At 47.4% G+C, this 14771-nt stretch carries 11 protein-coding genes; 5 read left to right on the top strand and 6 right to left on the bottom strand.

All coding sequences use genetic code 11. The features are described 5' to 3' along the window. Positions 1 to 20 precede the first annotated feature (20 nt). Positions 21 to 779, top strand: a complete 759-nt coding sequence (gene deoR / locus HEM79_RS11295) for a DNA-binding transcriptional repressor DeoR (RefSeq protein ID WP_000450138.1) — start codon at positions 21 to 23, stop codon at positions 777 to 779. A gap of 47 nt (positions 780 to 826) precedes the next feature. Here the strand turns inward: deoR and dacC are convergent, their stop codons facing one another. Next, on the bottom strand, positions 827 to 2029 hold the full coding sequence (gene dacC, locus HEM79_RS11290; protein ID WP_176242803.1) for a serine-type D-Ala-D-Ala carboxypeptidase: 1203 nt from the start codon (positions 2027 to 2029) through the stop codon (positions 827 to 829). A gap of 246 nt (positions 2030 to 2275) precedes the next feature. Here dacC and gstB point away from each other — a divergent pair, with 246 nt between their 5' ends. Then, the gene (gene gstB, locus HEM79_RS11285; protein ID WP_010354318.1) at positions 2276 to 2902 is read left to right on the top strand and encodes a glutathione S-transferase GstB; all 627 of its coding nucleotides are present in this window, start codon (positions 2276 to 2278) and stop codon (positions 2900 to 2902) included. Here gstB and yliI read toward each other — a convergent pair. The 3 genes from yliI to HEM79_RS11270 all read right to left on the bottom strand — a co-directional run bounded on the left by yliI (position 2899) and on the right by HEM79_RS11270 (position 6667). Next, complete coding sequence (gene yliI, locus HEM79_RS11280; RefSeq protein WP_176242802.1) at positions 2899 to 4014, bottom strand: aldose sugar dehydrogenase YliI; 1116 nt, start codon at positions 4012 to 4014, stop codon at positions 2899 to 2901. The two genes, gstB and yliI, sit on opposite strands and share 4 nt — an antisense overlap. Before the next feature lie 110 nt (positions 4015 to 4124). Further along, positions 4125 to 4508 carry a biofilm formation regulator BssR gene (gene bssR / locus HEM79_RS11275; protein WP_000497145.1) on the bottom strand — a complete coding sequence of 128 codons (384 nt, stop codon included), beginning with the start codon at positions 4506 to 4508 and terminating at the stop codon, positions 4125 to 4127. A 104-nt stretch (positions 4509 to 4612) separates the two neighbouring features. Beyond that, positions 4613 to 6667 (bottom strand): beta-galactosidase, encoded by a 2055-nt coding sequence (locus HEM79_RS11270; protein WP_176242801.1) that lies wholly within the window; start codon positions 6665 to 6667, stop codon positions 4613 to 4615. A gap of 233 nt (positions 6668 to 6900) precedes the next feature. On the opposite strand from HEM79_RS11270, the gene HEM79_RS11265 reads away from it, so the two are divergent. The 3 genes from HEM79_RS11265 to rimO all read left to right on the top strand — a co-directional run bounded on the left by HEM79_RS11265 (position 6901) and on the right by rimO (position 10926). Further along, a complete protein-coding gene (locus tag HEM79_RS11265; protein ID WP_000849772.1) occupies positions 6901 to 7983 on the top strand; it encodes a LacI family DNA-binding transcriptional regulator in 1083 nt (360 codons plus the stop codon). A gap of 254 nt (positions 7984 to 8237) precedes the next feature. Next, positions 8238 to 9473: an oligosaccharide MFS transporter gene (locus HEM79_RS11260; protein WP_176242835.1), complete on the top strand. Its 1236-nt coding sequence runs from the start codon at positions 8238 to 8240 to the stop codon at positions 9471 to 9473. A gap of 127 nt (positions 9474 to 9600) precedes the next feature. After that, positions 9601 to 10926 (top strand): 30S ribosomal protein S12 methylthiotransferase RimO, encoded by a 1326-nt coding sequence (rimO, locus tag HEM79_RS11255; protein WP_176242800.1) that lies wholly within the window; start codon positions 9601 to 9603, stop codon positions 10924 to 10926. Positions 10927 to 10972: 46 nt separating this feature from the next. Here rimO and HEM79_RS11250 read toward each other — a convergent pair whose 3' ends face one another. After that, positions 10973 to 12301, bottom strand: coding sequence for a GGDEF domain-containing protein (locus HEM79_RS11250; protein WP_016159009.1), 1329 nt, complete (start codon positions 12299 to 12301; stop codon positions 10973 to 10975). A 7-nt stretch (positions 12302 to 12308) separates the two neighbouring features. Beyond that, positions 12309 to 14657 (bottom strand): sensor domain-containing phosphodiesterase, encoded by a 2349-nt coding sequence (locus HEM79_RS11245; protein ID WP_176242799.1) that lies wholly within the window; start codon positions 14655 to 14657, stop codon positions 12309 to 12311. Positions 14658 to 14771 lie beyond the last annotated feature (114 nt).

Below are 14771 nucleotides of genomic sequence, written 5' to 3'. Positions count from 1 at the left end.
AATAACTATTCAGAGGGAATATGGAAACACGTCGCGAAGAGCGTATAGGGCAGTTATTACAAGAATTAAAACGCAGCGATAAGTTACACCTGAAGGACGCCGCCGCCCTGCTCGGGGTTTCAGAGATGACGATTCGTCGTGATTTGAATAATAACAGTGCCCCCGTCGTACTACTCGGCGGCTATATTGTTCTGGAACCGCGTAGTGCCAGCCATTACCTGTTAAGCGATCAAAAATCCCGCCTGGTGGAAGAAAAACGCCGGGCGGCAAAACTGGCCGCGACGCTGGTTGAACCCGATCAGACCCTCTTTTTTGACTGCGGCACCACCACGCCGTGGATTATTGAAGCGATAGATAATGAAATCCCTTTCACCGCCATTTGTTATTCACTAAATACCTTTCTGGCGCTGAAAGAGAAACCCCATTGTCGCGCGTTTCTTTGCGGTGGTGAATTTCACGCCAGCAACGCTATTTTCAAGCCCATTGATTTTCAGCAAACACTGAATAATTTTTGCCCGGATATCGCTTTTTATTCCGCAGCGGGCGTGCATGTCAGTAAAGGCGCAACCTGTTTTAATCTTGAAGAGTTGCCGGTAAAACACTGGGCGATGTCGATGGCACAAAAGCACGTGCTGGTTGTCGACCACAGTAAGTTTGGCAAGGTACGTCCGGCGCGCATGGGCGAGCTGAAACGCTTTGATATTGTGGTGAGCGATTGTTGTCCGGAAGATGAGTATGTGAAGTATGCGCAGACGCAGCGTATTAAGTTGATGTATTAATGACGCATAACCGGATGACGTTTCCGCGCCATCCGGTCATCAGAAGATTAAGAGAACCAGCTGCCGAACCACTGATGGAATTTCATCATCACGAAGTCCCACATCCGACCAAAGAACCCGCCCTCTTCCACATTTTCCATCACGATCAGCGGACGCTGTTCAATAGATTTACCGTTAAGCTGGAAATCAATGGTGCCGACAACCTGACCTTTTTTCAGCGGCGCGGTGAGCTGCGGTTCCGTTAACGTATAACTCGCTTTCAGGTTTTTCAGTTGCCCGCGTGGGATGGTCACTGATCCCCCTTCGCCTGCGCCGAGATTCACTTCGCTCTTATCACCGAACCAGACGCGCTGAGTCACAAAGGTGGCATCAGGTTTAATTGGCGTCACGGTTTCAAAAAAGCGGAAGCCCCAGGTCAGTAATTTCTCAGACTCATTAAAACGGATGCGGTCAGTTTTTGCCCCCAGCACCACGGAGATCAAACGCATATCACCCTGAGTAGCAGAAGCGACCAGATTGTATCCCGCACCTGCCGTGGTTCCGGTCTTCATACCATCAACGTTAACGTTGCTGCTCCACAGCAGACGGTTACGGTTTGGTTGGCGAATTTTGTTAAAGGTAAACTCTTTCTCTTTATGAATGGCGTACTCTTCCGGCACATCGTGGATTAACGCTTTACCCAGCAATGCCATATCGCGCGCGGTACTGAATTGCCCCGGCGCATCCAGACCGTGCACAGTCTGGAAGGTAGTGTTGGTCAGGCCCAGTTTTTTGGCATAACCATTCATCAAACCAATAAATGACTCCTGGCTCCCGGCAACGTAATCGGCCAGTGCAATACAGGCGTCATTACCGGACTGGATAATCACACCTTTGTTCAAATCTGCCACCGAAACCTGATCGCCCGGTTTGAGGAACATCACCGACGAACCGCGCAGTGCCGGGTTTCCCGTCGCCCAGGCATCTTTACCGACCGTCACCATATCGGTGAGTTTGATCTTATCGGCCTTAAGCGCCTGCCCAACCACATAGCTGGTCATTATTTTGGTCAGGCTCGCGGGATCCAGTTTCTCATCCGCATTGCCTTCTGCCAGCACTTTACCGCTGGCGTAATCCATTAAAATCCATGCACGCGCATCCACGCTCGGCGCGTCAACGGTTTGTTCCGCCGCGAATGCCGTTGGGGCAAAAAGGAATAAAAATGCAGAACCCGCTGCAAAACCACGAAGGAAAGAGGAGTATTGCGTCATAAATGCCACCCGAGTATCCATTCAAAAAAAATACGTTATATCGCCGTATGATAAGTTCGGTGATTAATAACGCACACACAAGTTTAAAGAAACCGTAAGTTGGTAAAGTTTTTAAAGTTTATGCAATATCCTGCCGCTTCGCTGCTTCTGGCGTCATTTTTTTACTCGCTGTTGCTTAAAAGTTAACTTTACTTCACCATCGGAGTCCTGTTCAGCCTGTGGCTGCCTGTCGGAAAAGGGGTGAGTATGATTACGCTGTGGGGTCGGAATAATTCAACCAACGTTAAAAAAGTGTTGCTGACGCTCGAAGAACTGGAACTGCCTTATGAGCAAATTTTGGCGGGGCGTGAGTTTGGGGTAAACCATGACGCCGATTTTCTGGCGATGAATCCCAACGGGCTGGTGCCGCTGTTGCGTGACGACGAAAGTGACTTAATTCTTTGGGAATCAAATGCCATTGTCCGCTACCTGGCTGCACAGTACGGGCAAAAACGTCTGTGGATCGACTCACCGGCACGTCGCGCAGAAGCCGAAAAGTGGATGGACTGGGCAAACCAGACGCTCAGCAATGCCCATCGTGGGATCCTGATGGGATTAGTCAGAACGCCACCGGAAGAACGTGATCAGGCCGCCATTGATGCCAGCTGCAAAGAGTGCGATGCCCTGTTTGCCCTACTCGATGCGGAACTGGCAAAAGTAAAATGGTTTTCTGGCGACGAGTTTGGTGTGGGCGATATCGCTATCGCACCGTTTATTTACAATTTGTTTAACGTTGGCCTGACCTGGACACCGCGTCCGAATCTGCAACGCTGGTATCAGCAACTCACCGAACGCCCCGCAGTGCGTAAAGTGGTGATGATCCCCGTTAGCTAATTGCGTGGGCTAACTTTGAGTAATTCCCCGTTGGACTCGTCGGTGAGAACGTATAAATAACCGTCGGGTCCAGTGCGAACATCACGAATTCGCTGCCCTCTGTCCGTTAAAATACGACCATCTTCTGTCACTTTGTTACCTTTGACGCTCATCACGATGACATCTTTATCTTTCAGCGCACCAATAAATAATTTTTGCTGCCACTGGGGGAATTTGTCGCTGTTATAGAAGGTCATGCCGCTCACCGCTGGTGAGTCTTTCCAGTAAAAAACCGGTTGCTCGGTTCCGGCGACGATTTCCCCTTTCGCTTCCGGTATTTTAAAACCTGAGTAATTAATGCCCCAGGTAGCCAGCGGCCAGCCGTAGTTTTTGCCTTTTTGCGGGATATTTATTTCATCGCCGCCGCGCGGGCCATGTTCATTCAGCCACAGTGCATTACTCCACGGGTTCATCGCCATCCCTTGCGGGTTACGAATGCCATAAGACCAGATCTCTACGCGCGCACCGGATTCCCTGGCAAAAGGATTATCATCCGGGATCTCGCCCTGGTCGGTCAGACGCACTAATTTACCCTGCAATTTATCCAGATCCTGCGCTGTCGGGCGCTGATTGTTTTCTCCCAGACCAATAAACAGATAACCTTTACCGTCGAAGACCAGCCGCCCGCCAAAATGGTTGCCGGTAGAAAGTTTTGGTGTCTGGCGAAAAACGGTACGGAAGTCGGTCACTTTTGAGAGATCATCACTTAAGCGACCATAACCCACGGCAGTTCCGGCTTTGCCATCATCGCCAACTTCGGAATAACTTAACCAGATGCGGCGCGACTGGGCAAAATCAGGCGCTAATGCCACATCCAGCAAGCCTCCCTGCCCGTGCGCCCAGACGTTCGGCACACCGGCAAGCGGCGCAGATAATCCTTTTCCTGCTTGCCAGTGACGCAACTCGCCACCGCGCAGGGTGATTAACATGCCATGATTATCAGGTAAAAAGGCCAGCGCCCACGGATGATCGAGTTTGTCTTGCAGGACTTCGACATTTACTGGCGCAGGAGCCGCCCAGAGAGCGGAAGAAACACAGAGAAAGGGCACAAGGAAAAGGGATTGTCGATGCATAACGCCTCCGGATTGACTCTGGCTTAAAGCGTAGTCAGTGGAGGAGATGACAAATTCATTTTTACAAAAACTTAAACATGAAGGGGGAGACGCTTTCTCCCCCTTAGTTTTCAGGCCTGCTCAAGCATGGTGTGCTGTTCAAGGCTCTGGATACTCAGCGTTAAGCTCATCAGACAATTTTCAAGCTTATCGGCGTTGACGGTAATAACAGTCGGGCAATCATGATGCCCGCTCATCAAACATACTGCGGCTGTCGCTAATGCTTCTTCAGCATGATGAAGAGCACTCCACTCTTCCTGATCCAGATGAAGATTCAACCGCAGCGATTTATCGTGCAGTTCGCGATTCAGTTTAAAAAAGTTATCTCGTAGATGATTGCTTTCGCTGACGGACATGTATCCTTTGGCCTTCCTCAGTTGCACATATGCGGCGAGGTCAACTCTTGCATCGATCAACCGGTTAAGTAGATCGCTTCGCTGTCTGTCAACGAACATACTTCGATCCTCCTCTTTGCAGCCTTTGTGCAATTAAATAGTATGGCTACTTTTTGTACAAAATGCTGTCAAGGATCAATACTTCACATCTTATTAATAAGAATTTACATTATTTCTCTTTCCAGTACCTCACATCCCCACGGCGCCAGTTCTAATGCTTGTGAACAAGCCTTGCCTGTTTCCGCCACTCGCCATGCTCCAGGAAGCACAACATTTTGTACATGAGCAGTGTAATTTTGTACAAAAACCCATTCCTGCTCGCCGTCTGTCCGACGCGTTGCAATAACGCCAGCAGGAAGTTCAGTAGCAAGTGCTTTTGGGAGATGAAGTGTGTTGATCAACATCGCGGCAAACGCTTGATGAAATGACGCATCATTACGCGAAGCCACATAGAAAGCTCGACCTTGTCCGACGTGATTTACCGTTAACGCCGGCGTACCCGCATAAAAATCCTCACCATAGCGCGCCAGAACCTGTGCACCTTCAGCGTGAATAACCGCACATAATTCCCGTGCCTGCCATTGCCCCTGCAGTCCATACGCATTCGGCTCGCAGATAACTTCGTTATGCTGATAATCATTAAGGCTATCAATCTCTTCAGCCCACACGCCCATCAGATCACGCAACGGGCCAGGGAACCCACCCAGGTGACATAAATCGGTTTCATTGACAATCCCGGACCAGTAGGTGGTGACAAAATTGCCACCAGCTTCAACATAGGCGCGAGCACGAGCAGCAAATCCATCGCGAACCATATAGAGCATTGGGGCGATAACTAACTGATAACCCGTAAGATCACAATCAGCATTGATAATATCGACCGCCACGCCCTGCTCCCAGAAAGGTCGGTAATGCTCCACTACCGTTTGCTCGTAGTGGATACCGCAATTGCGCGGCCCGGCAGCATCATTGACCGCCCAGCGGTTTTCCCAGTCAAAAATAATGGCAACTTTTGCCTGGGTTTTCGTTCCGACCAATTGCTTAAGATGTGCCAGTCGTTGCCCCAGTTGTATGACTTCGCGCCCGGTACGCGTCTCCAGATGACCGACGTGATCAACCACCGCACCATGAAACTTCTCCACGGCGCCACGACTCTTACGCCACTGAAAATAATGCACGCCGTCTGCGCCGTGAGCGACGGCCTGTAAGGAAGAAAGAATATTCATTCCCGGCTTTTTCAATTTGCTGGTTGGCTGCCAGCTTGTCTGGCTGGGCGTGGATTCCATCAGAATAAACGGTTTATTTTTCAAAGTACGCATCAGGTCGTGATACATCGCTGTTTTACAGGCAACGGCGCGTTCATCTTCCTGTTTATGCCACATGGGATAGCTATCCCAACTCACAAAATCAACCACTTCAGCTAATGCCCAGTAGTTGTAGTCATTGAAATACCACATAAAATTGGTCGTCGCTGGTAAATCGGGGCGTACTGCTTTTAACGGCGCGATCTCCATTTGATAGAACTCTTTTACCTGCGATGTGACAAAGCGCCGCCAGTCAAGATTCAAACCGTGGTTAGACATCTCACCTAATGGGGAAGGAGATTCAATTTGTGACCAGTCACTGTATGTATGGCTCCAGAAGCCAGTCCACCATGCCTGATTAAGCGCCTCAAGAGTGGTGTAACGAGTCTGCAACCAACGGCGAAACGCTTGTTGGCATCCATTACAATGACACTCTCCGCCATACTCATTACTGATATGCCATCCCAGAACCGCCGGATGATTTGCGTATCGCTGCGCCAGCTTACGGTTAATTTGCGTCACTTTCTCTTTATACACGGGAGAAGAAAGGCAGTGATTATGGCGACCGCCGTGAAGCATTTTCTCGCGTGAGGCGCTAACTCTCAGAACCTCTGGATAACGTGCAGCAAGCCAGGCGGGTTTGGCTCCGCTTGGTGTTGCGAGGAAGACAGAGATCCCACCAGCATGAAGTTTATCCAGCACCTCATCCAGCCAGTCAAAGCAATATTCCCCCTCTGTGGGTTCCAGCATTGACCAGCTAAAAATACCCACCGACATGGTGTTACAACCAGCCTGTTGCATCATGGCGATATCTTTCTCCAGAATCCCGGGGACATGTAACCATTGCTCCGGATTGTAATCAGCACCATGAAGTAACCATGGGGCTCTGGGAATGATCGGTGGGTGCTTGTCCATGCTGACTCCTGAATTGTTTTAAACAGACAAAAAATGTTATTCGTTCACAATACTGTCATCTAGTAATTAATTGCTTCGTTATGCAAGGAATGTCCGGCAGGAATGTGATCAAGTACGCGTTTTTCCCTGCAAACAGGTTCGATGGGTCAGCTTACCGGCACTGAGACAGGTGAGCGTGATACGTATGACATTCACTGCGGTATACTGTGACAAATCTTTTAGCCGGGGCGAATATGAAAACCAAAGCTGCAACCCTTGCCGATGTTGCTCGTCATGCCAATGTTTCTTATCAGACAGTGTCGCGGGTGCTTAACAATTCAGCGAACGTGTCTGCCAAAACACGTCAAAAAATTGAACAAGCCATTGCCGAACTTAAATACGTTCCAAATCGCGTAGCTCAACAGTTGGTAGGGAAAGAGAGCAAAACGGTCGGGCTGGTTACAACTTCGCTCGCCCTACATGCCCCCTCGCAAATTGCGGCAGCAGTGAAAAAATATGCCGGAGAACAGGGATATCAGGTACTGATATCCATGATAGATGATGTTGATATTAAAGGTATTCAGGCTGCAATTAATGACTTAAAAGCACAACGGGTAACAAAGATTATTATCAACGCACCGCTGGAAACGGCATTGGCTGAAACTCTGGTTGCTGAAAACAGCGATGTGTTGTGTCTGTTTCTCGACGTGGACCCTTATAGCCCGGTGTTTAACGTCACTTTTAATCCTGCAGAAGGTGCACGCGCCAGCGTGAAATATCTTTACGATTTGGGGCATCGTCAATTTTGCCTGATCTCCGGCCCAGAAAACTCAGTACCGGCGCGGCTACGACTCAATACCTGGCGCGATACTCTCGCCTCACTCCAACTTACGCCGCTGGCCATTCATTACGGTAGTTGGGACGCTCAAAGCGGCTATCTGGCGACGTTACAGATGCTACGTGAAACGCCACAGGCGACCGCTCTTCTGATCGCCAATGATCAGATGGCATTGGGGGCGTTAAGCGCCTTACATCAGCAAAAACGTAAAATCCCGCAAGATATTTCTGTCATTGGCTATGACGACACCTATGAGAGTGCGTTTTTTGAACCTTCGCTAACGACCGTCGCAATCGACTTTGATTTACAAGGGAAAATTGCCGTTCAACAGATTTTACAGCCGGACGATGAACACGCAATGCTCCGCTCTTCAACCATCCTTCCCAGTCGCCTGGTCGTGCGTAACTCTGCTGGCCCTCTGCACTCACCACAGACTGATCTGATGAATATTGCTGAACACCTTCGTACACTGGCGGATGAGCTAACACGCAAGGCATAAAAGTAATACGTTCTCATAAAAAGATTTAGTGATCTATTTCGCTAAATCTTTTTTATTACCAGCAATAATTGTGATGCAAATCGCAAACATTCATTTAACACATTGCCTAATCATCGCAGTCAGGGTCAGAGTAAAAATGAAATTGTTAACGTATGACATTTTCCGGAGATGCATACCAAAACAATAACCAGTAAGCACAGCGAATGCCTGTGCCAACGGTAAATGACCCAACGCCAGTGATTGAGGATATGGCTATGTTATTGCCCGGTAAACGTAATTATATTTTGCTCAGTATTTTCGATTTCCTGTACCTCTTTGCCTGGTCGGCAACGATGGCATTTTTTGTCATATGGACGACACAGCATCTGGAAATTACCGCCACACGCACAGGATTACTTTATTCCGTTAATGCTTTCATTGCGTTATTAATGCAACCGTTCTTCGGTTTCATCTCCGATAAATTTGGTCTTAAGAAACAACTCATCTGGATCCTCGTCGCATTATTACTTCCCGTAGGCCCATTCTTTATTTATGTATACGCCCCGCTTCTGGTTCATAACTTCTGGCTGGGTGCTGTTTTGGGTGGCGTTTACCTGGGGATCATTTTTAATTCTGGCTGTGGCGTTCTGGATTCCTGGATAGATAAAGTTTCGCGTCGTTATCATTTTGAATATGGTCGCGTAAGAATGTGGGGCTCTCTGGGATGGGCCGCCGCCGCGTGGATTGTGGGTAAATACATCGATACCAGCCCTAATCTCTCTTTCTGGCTGGCAAGCTGTGCCATTGTGGTCGCCGCAATCTGCTTTATGTTTACCAAAATCGAACTGACCGAGGCGGAAATTGAAAAAACCAATTCGCTGAAAGCTATCCATGCGCTTGAACTGGCGAAAAATAGTCAGTTCTGGTTTTTATTGATGTTCACTCTGTTCGTAACGCAAATTTATGACACCTACGATCAACAGTTCGCACAATATTTTTCGCTGCAATTTCCGACGCCAGAAGAAGGCAATCGCTGGTACGGGATTCTGGCTTCTGTCCAGGTCTGCGGAGAAACCCTATTTCTCTGTCTGATGCCGTGGTTTGTTAACCGCACTGGCGCAAAATGGGCATTAGTGATTGCCGGAACCATTATGTCGTTACGCATTGCCGGTTCTGCTATCCAACTGGGACCGGTGTGGATTGCGGCCGTTAAAATGATGCATGCCATCGAAAAACCACTGATCCTGGTGTCTGTGTTTAAATTTATCGCGGCTAACTTTGATCACAAACTCTCTTCGACGGTCTACCTGCTGGTGCTTTTTGTGGCATCCATCGCCACGGCAATCTATTCACCCATTGCCGGCTATCTGTATGACACCATTGGCTTTGCTGAAACCTATCTCATCCTGGGGGCTATTGCCGGTTGCTTCACGCTTATTTCGGTCTTTACGCTGCGGGACAAATCCAGCAGCCAGCCTGCGAAGGCGCTAACTGAAAACCCAGTATCATGATAACCATTTACGCCCCGATAGTTGGGGCGTTTTCCTCGCCTGTTGACCAGATTACGATACAAATTTTATCCAGAACTCTGTAGAATCCCTGCCCTGACCTTTCCTGTAACTGAATATTTTTTAAGCTATGAGCAAAGTAACTCCCCAGCCGAAAATCGGCTTTGTTTCCCTTGGCTGTCCGAAAAACCTCGTCGATTCAGAGCGTATTCTGACCGAACTGCGCACTGAAGGTTATGACGTAGTACCGAGCTACGACGACGCAGACATGGTGATCGTCAACACCTGCGGTTTTATTGACAGTGCGGTGCAAGAATCACTGGAAGCCATTGGTGAAGCGTTGAATGAAAACGGCAAGGTAATAGTGACCGGTTGTCTGGGGGCGAAAGAAGATCAGATCCGCGAAGTCCACCCAAAAGTGCTGGAAATCACCGGCCCTCATAGCTATGAGCAGGTTCTGGAGCACGTTCATCACTACGTGCCAAAACCGAAACACAACCCATTCCTGAGCCTGGTGCCGGAGCAAGGCGTTAAGCTGACGCCACGTCATTACGCCTATCTGAAGATTTCCGAAGGCTGTAACCACCGTTGCACCTTCTGCATTATTCCGTCTATGCGCGGCGATCTGGTGAGCCGTCCGATTGGCGACGTGTTAAGCGAAGCGAAACGCCTGGTTGACGCGGGCGTTAAAGAGATTCTGGTGATCTCCCAGGATACTTCCGCGTATGGCGTTGATGTTAAACACCGTACAGGCTTCCACAACGGCGAGCCGGTAAAAACCAGTATGGTCAGCCTGTGCGAACAGTTATCAAAACTGGGGATCTGGACACGTCTGCACTACGTTTACCCTTACCCGCATGTAGATGACGTTATCCCGCTGATGGCTGAAGGCAAAATCCTGCCGTATCTGGACATTCCGTTGCAGCACGCCAGCCCACGAATTCTCAAACTGATGAAGCGTCCGGGGTCTGTAGATCGCCAACTGGCACGCATCAAACAGTGGCGCGAAATTTGCCCGGAACTGACCCTGCGTTCAACCTTTATTGTCGGCTTCCCTGGCGAGACGGAAGAAGATTTCCAGATGCTGCTCGACTTCCTGAAAGAAGCACGTCTGGATCGCGTTGGCTGCTTTAAATACAGCCCGGTTGAAGGCGCTGATGCCAATGCTCTGCCTGACCAGGTTCCGGAAGAAGTGAAAGAAGAACGCTGGAATCGCTTCATGCAACTGCAACAGCAGATTTCCGCCGAGCGCCTGCAAGAAAAAGTGGGCCGTGAAATTCTGGTGATCGTCGACGAAGTGGACGAAGAAGGCGCGATTGGTCGCAGCATGGCAGATGCACCGGAAATCGACGGCGCGGTTTATCTCAACGGCGAAACCAACGTTAAGCCGGGCGATATCCTGCGTGTGAAAGTCGAGCACGCCGACGAGTACGATTTGTGGGGTAGTCGGGTTTAATTAATTCAGGCCGGGCAAAATCATTTGCCCGGTTCGTTAATAAAAATTACTGCCAGCTAATTTGTGCCCTGCCGTTTTTCTTACTCTTATACAGCCGCTCATCCGCCAGCATTTTCAGTCGTTCAACGGTAGTACATTCATTTGAATGCGCCACGCCGATACTGGTGCTTAAATTAATACTCCCCACCTGGAAATTGACAATATCTTTTAAAATCGATAGCAACTCATCCAGGGTTCCGCCAGTATAAATTATCGCAAATTCGTCGCCGCCAAAGCGGTAGACTTTACCTTTATCCACCGGGATTTGTGATTTAAGGATTTTCACTACCTTCATCAACACTTCATCGCCCAACAAATGACCGAAGGTGTCGTTAATATTTTTGAATTTATCGACGTCAAACAGGCATAAATAACCGCCTTTTTCCGGTAAGGCTTTTAAATCTTCGTCAAAGGATTTTCTGCCCATTGCTTTGGTCAGATCGTCAAGAAACGCCGAGTTATACATGCTGTAGAGTTTTTTGACATCCGCCGCCGAAAAGAAAAGCCCACCGTCCAGAACGCGATCAAAATGGTTATTAATAATGGCTTCTTTCTCAACAATGCCACGATTAATCACTCTGCGTATCAGATAGAGGCAACTTGTGCCTGAAATAACTGCCACCAGGGCAGCAAAGAAAATAATCAGCGTACATACCTGCAAATAAACGTCTTTTTTATAAGCAAATACGTACAATCCGGTCGGCAAATAGGAGAAATGCTCCATCGCTTCCGAAACGGTGAAGATGGCATTTTTGGCATTATATTCATCACCGGTAACTGGTTTGCCGTTCTTAAACAGTGAGAACATCAGGTTCTCGCTATCCATTGCCAGTGACTTTGACAGTAACGAAAATCGTTCCAGCCCAAGCAAAAATATCAGACTGCGATTGTGAGTAACCGGATAGAGATAATAGACGAAGGTTTTGCCGTCAAAAGAGATGAACCCCGTATTTTTAACATGCCGATACTTAACAACCTGCATAATATCTGCACAATAATTGTTTTCATACTCCTTAACCTGAATACACTCATCACTGGAAATCAGATAAGGGCCAACATCATACAAATAAGAAGGTGAAACCGAGTCAGCATAAGCTGTGCGCAAGCCAACCAGCAGTTGTTCTTCAGTCGGGTTAAGCGTGTTAATGAGATCAATTGCCACACTACGCCGATATTCAGCAATATTTGCCACCGCAAAAGCAGTATCAATAACGGACTGTTTCAGGCCATACACCCGTTCTTTTACCATCTGGGTATAGATCCCGCAGGCAACCGCTGAAATCATGATAAAAATCAGCAGACTGACTGTAAGTACGAATTTATTGATTCTGGACATACCTAAACTACTCTTTTACTAACTTCCCATTTTTGTCCCAGGCAGAGAATGGCAACGGCTTCTGGTACAGATACCCCTGGGCCTGAATACACCCTAATTTGATTAATTCACGCGCAACCTCTTCGCTCTCAACACCTTCTGCAATCACCGGGATCCGGTTATAGCGTGCCAGGTCGAAGATAATGCGCAAAATTTTGCCCGCAGTGCCGAAAATATCGCCGGTAAATTGCGAGTCCACTTTTATGCTATCAGGATTAATTTCATAAAAACGTTTCAGGTTTGACAAACCTGTACCAAAGTCATCAATCGATATTCGTACCCCTTGTTTACGCAATTGTTCAATATTGAGATAAAAATGTTCACTAATTCGCTCGATCACAGTTTCAGTGATCTCAATACAGAGACTTTTCGCTGTCAGTTCATGTTCTTTCATGATGGCGATAAAACGCTCATGAAAATGTGGTTCGTTTAACTGCCAGGGCGAAACATTAATATGCAGTAAGAAATCCTGTTTCAGGAGCACACGCTGGCTAAAATGGCGGAATTCAGCCATCGCCGTTTTAATAATTTGGTAACCCAGTTCATTGATAAAACCGATATCTTCCGCGATAGCAATAAACTTCAGCGGCGAGATGATCCCCCGCTCCGCAGAAACCCAGCGACACAGCGCCTCAGCGCCCAGAATGTCGCGGGTGTTAATATCAACAATCGGTTGATAAACCAGGAATAGCTCGCCTTTTTCCATGGCGTGACGGATATTGCGCGCAATCCAGATATTCTCTTCAATTTCGCTGAGTTTCGCATCATCACAGAAAATAAACTCAGAGAACATATGGTCACGGATGCTGGAAATCGCCAGCTTCAGTTTTTCTGCATAGCTCCAGGCATTTTCGCCCTTCAGAGGTTCACAAATGGCAGATTTGTGTATACGCAGATTGCGGTAGCCAAAGCTACTGTCGAAATCGTTTATCATCGCGATCTTACGGGTAAAAGTCTGTATATTTTCCCGACACAATAATAAATAGAGATCGGCATTAAATGTCACGATATCGCAGCATTGTGCATATTTCTCGGCAATTCGCTGACACAGCTTCCTGACGATCTTGTTGCGTTCCTCAACACCAAACACGGCTTCGACGGCTTCCAGTCCGCAAAGTTTGATGATCCCAGCGGCCAGATACTGATTATTGTTTGACTCAATAATCGCCATATTTTTGATAAAACCGCTTTCCTGATCGTAGGAGATCAGCGAGAGCAATTTATTTGAACGCTCAACTTCAGCATCTTTCATTTCCGCGATCGAATTTTTGATGCTGATAATCTCTTTCGCATCGCCTTCACGAATTTTCAGTGCCTGCATTTGATCCGCAGAGTCAGGTAAAAACTCCAGCGTATTGACCAGCGTTGTCATTTCTGAAAATTGGCGACGGAACACACGGGTCGTCATTAAGTAAAGCGCCAGCAATACGACAATAATGAAAGCAAACGGCAAATAAAAGAGTTTATCTGACGCGTTAAATAGTTTCCCCGTAGGATAATAAAAATAGATTTCGAATAGCGAGTTATTGGGTACGCACGATGTTTTTGCTATATACTCCGTATCGACAGAATCAATAATATTATAATTATCTTCGCTATTATAAATAATCAATTTTTCACGGGCGAGTTGGTTCTTGGCAATGATTTCATAACCTTGTTTCAGAAACAAGACTTCATCAGATGCGCTGATATGATCAAGGTATTCGTTCAGATATCGCCAGTTTAAATCGACATGAATTTTATCAATAGCCAGCAAATCACGGTCTTTGCCGTTAATTCGCAGCGTAAAAGAAATACATTTTTTCCCCGGACGATCAAAGCAATTATATGCCGGATTCCAGCTACTGTCAGAGCCATCCGAAGCTACTGACCACGGGCGCTGCGACGGATTAAAATCGGCAAAGATGACGCGTCCTGTCTCATCAACAAGGGGGCCATTTACCTTTTCCTGATGATAAACAACGATTTTATCATTCGTCCGCCGCGAAAATAGATAATATTTATTATTATCCAGTACCAGCCCCACTGAATCTAAAAATGGCATCATTTCCATTTTCAGGATGACGGCACGTTTAATCTCCTCACTGTTTTTCAATAAATAGAGTGAGTCCTTTAACGTCAGAGCGGAACGTTCAATATCTTTAAAGAAATAGCCAACGTTTTTTTGAATAAGTTCAAAGCGGCTATCGGCACGTTTTACCGCACGCTCCGATACCAGTTGATAGTTAATGATGAAAAAAAGAACAATAAATGACAGCGCAGCCAATAAAAATAAAATTATCAGCCTTATCTTTATCTTTTCGTATAAACTCAGCATGTTAATACATTTAACAAAATAACTGTCAGTACGCTGTGCCGCTGCATAAATAGTCCCTCACAGCGGCTTTTTAACCAAATTACTCGATTCTACAAAATTAGAAGAAAGTTACAA

The organism is Escherichia sp. 93.0816, from assembly GCF_013368855.2.
In the GTDB taxonomy this organism is placed as follows: Bacteria; Pseudomonadota; Gammaproteobacteria; order Enterobacterales; family Enterobacteriaceae; genus Escherichia; species Escherichia ruysiae.
Note: the sequence above shows the minus strand (reverse complement) of the source record. Positions and strands in the feature narration are given on the sequence as shown.

Excerpts from the sequence above, each read along its gene's own strand:
- deoR (WP_000450138.1), top strand. The coding sequence starts at position 21 with ATGGAAACACGTCGCGAAGAGCGTATAGGGCAGTTATTACAAGAATTA.
- dacC (WP_176242803.1), bottom strand. The coding sequence starts at position 2,029 with ATGACGCAATACTCCTCTTTCCTTCGTGGTTTTGCAGCGGGTTCTGCA.
- gstB (WP_010354318.1), top strand. The coding sequence starts at position 2,276 with ATGATTACGCTGTGGGGTCGGAATAATTCAACCAACGTTAAAAAAGTG.
- yliI (WP_176242802.1), bottom strand. The coding sequence starts at position 4,014 with ATGCATCGACAATCCCTTTTCCTTGTGCCCTTTCTCTGTGTTTCTTCC.
- bssR (WP_000497145.1), bottom strand. The coding sequence starts at position 4,508 with ATGTTCGTTGACAGACAGCGAAGCGATCTACTTAACCGGTTGATCGAT.
- HEM79_RS11270 (WP_176242801.1), bottom strand. The coding sequence starts at position 6,667 with ATGGACAAGCACCCACCGATCATTCCCAGAGCCCCATGGTTACTTCAT.
- HEM79_RS11265 (WP_000849772.1), top strand. The coding sequence starts at position 6,901 with ATGAAAACCAAAGCTGCAACCCTTGCCGATGTTGCTCGTCATGCCAAT.
- HEM79_RS11260 (WP_176242835.1), top strand. The coding sequence starts at position 8,238 with ATGTTATTGCCCGGTAAACGTAATTATATTTTGCTCAGTATTTTCGAT.
- rimO (WP_176242800.1), top strand. The coding sequence starts at position 9,601 with ATGAGCAAAGTAACTCCCCAGCCGAAAATCGGCTTTGTTTCCCTTGGC.
- HEM79_RS11250 (WP_016159009.1), bottom strand. The coding sequence starts at position 12,301 with ATGTCCAGAATCAATAAATTCGTACTTACAGTCAGTCTGCTGATTTTT.
- HEM79_RS11245 (WP_176242799.1), bottom strand. The coding sequence starts at position 14,657 with ATGCTGAGTTTATACGAAAAGATAAAGATAAGGCTGATAATTTTATTT.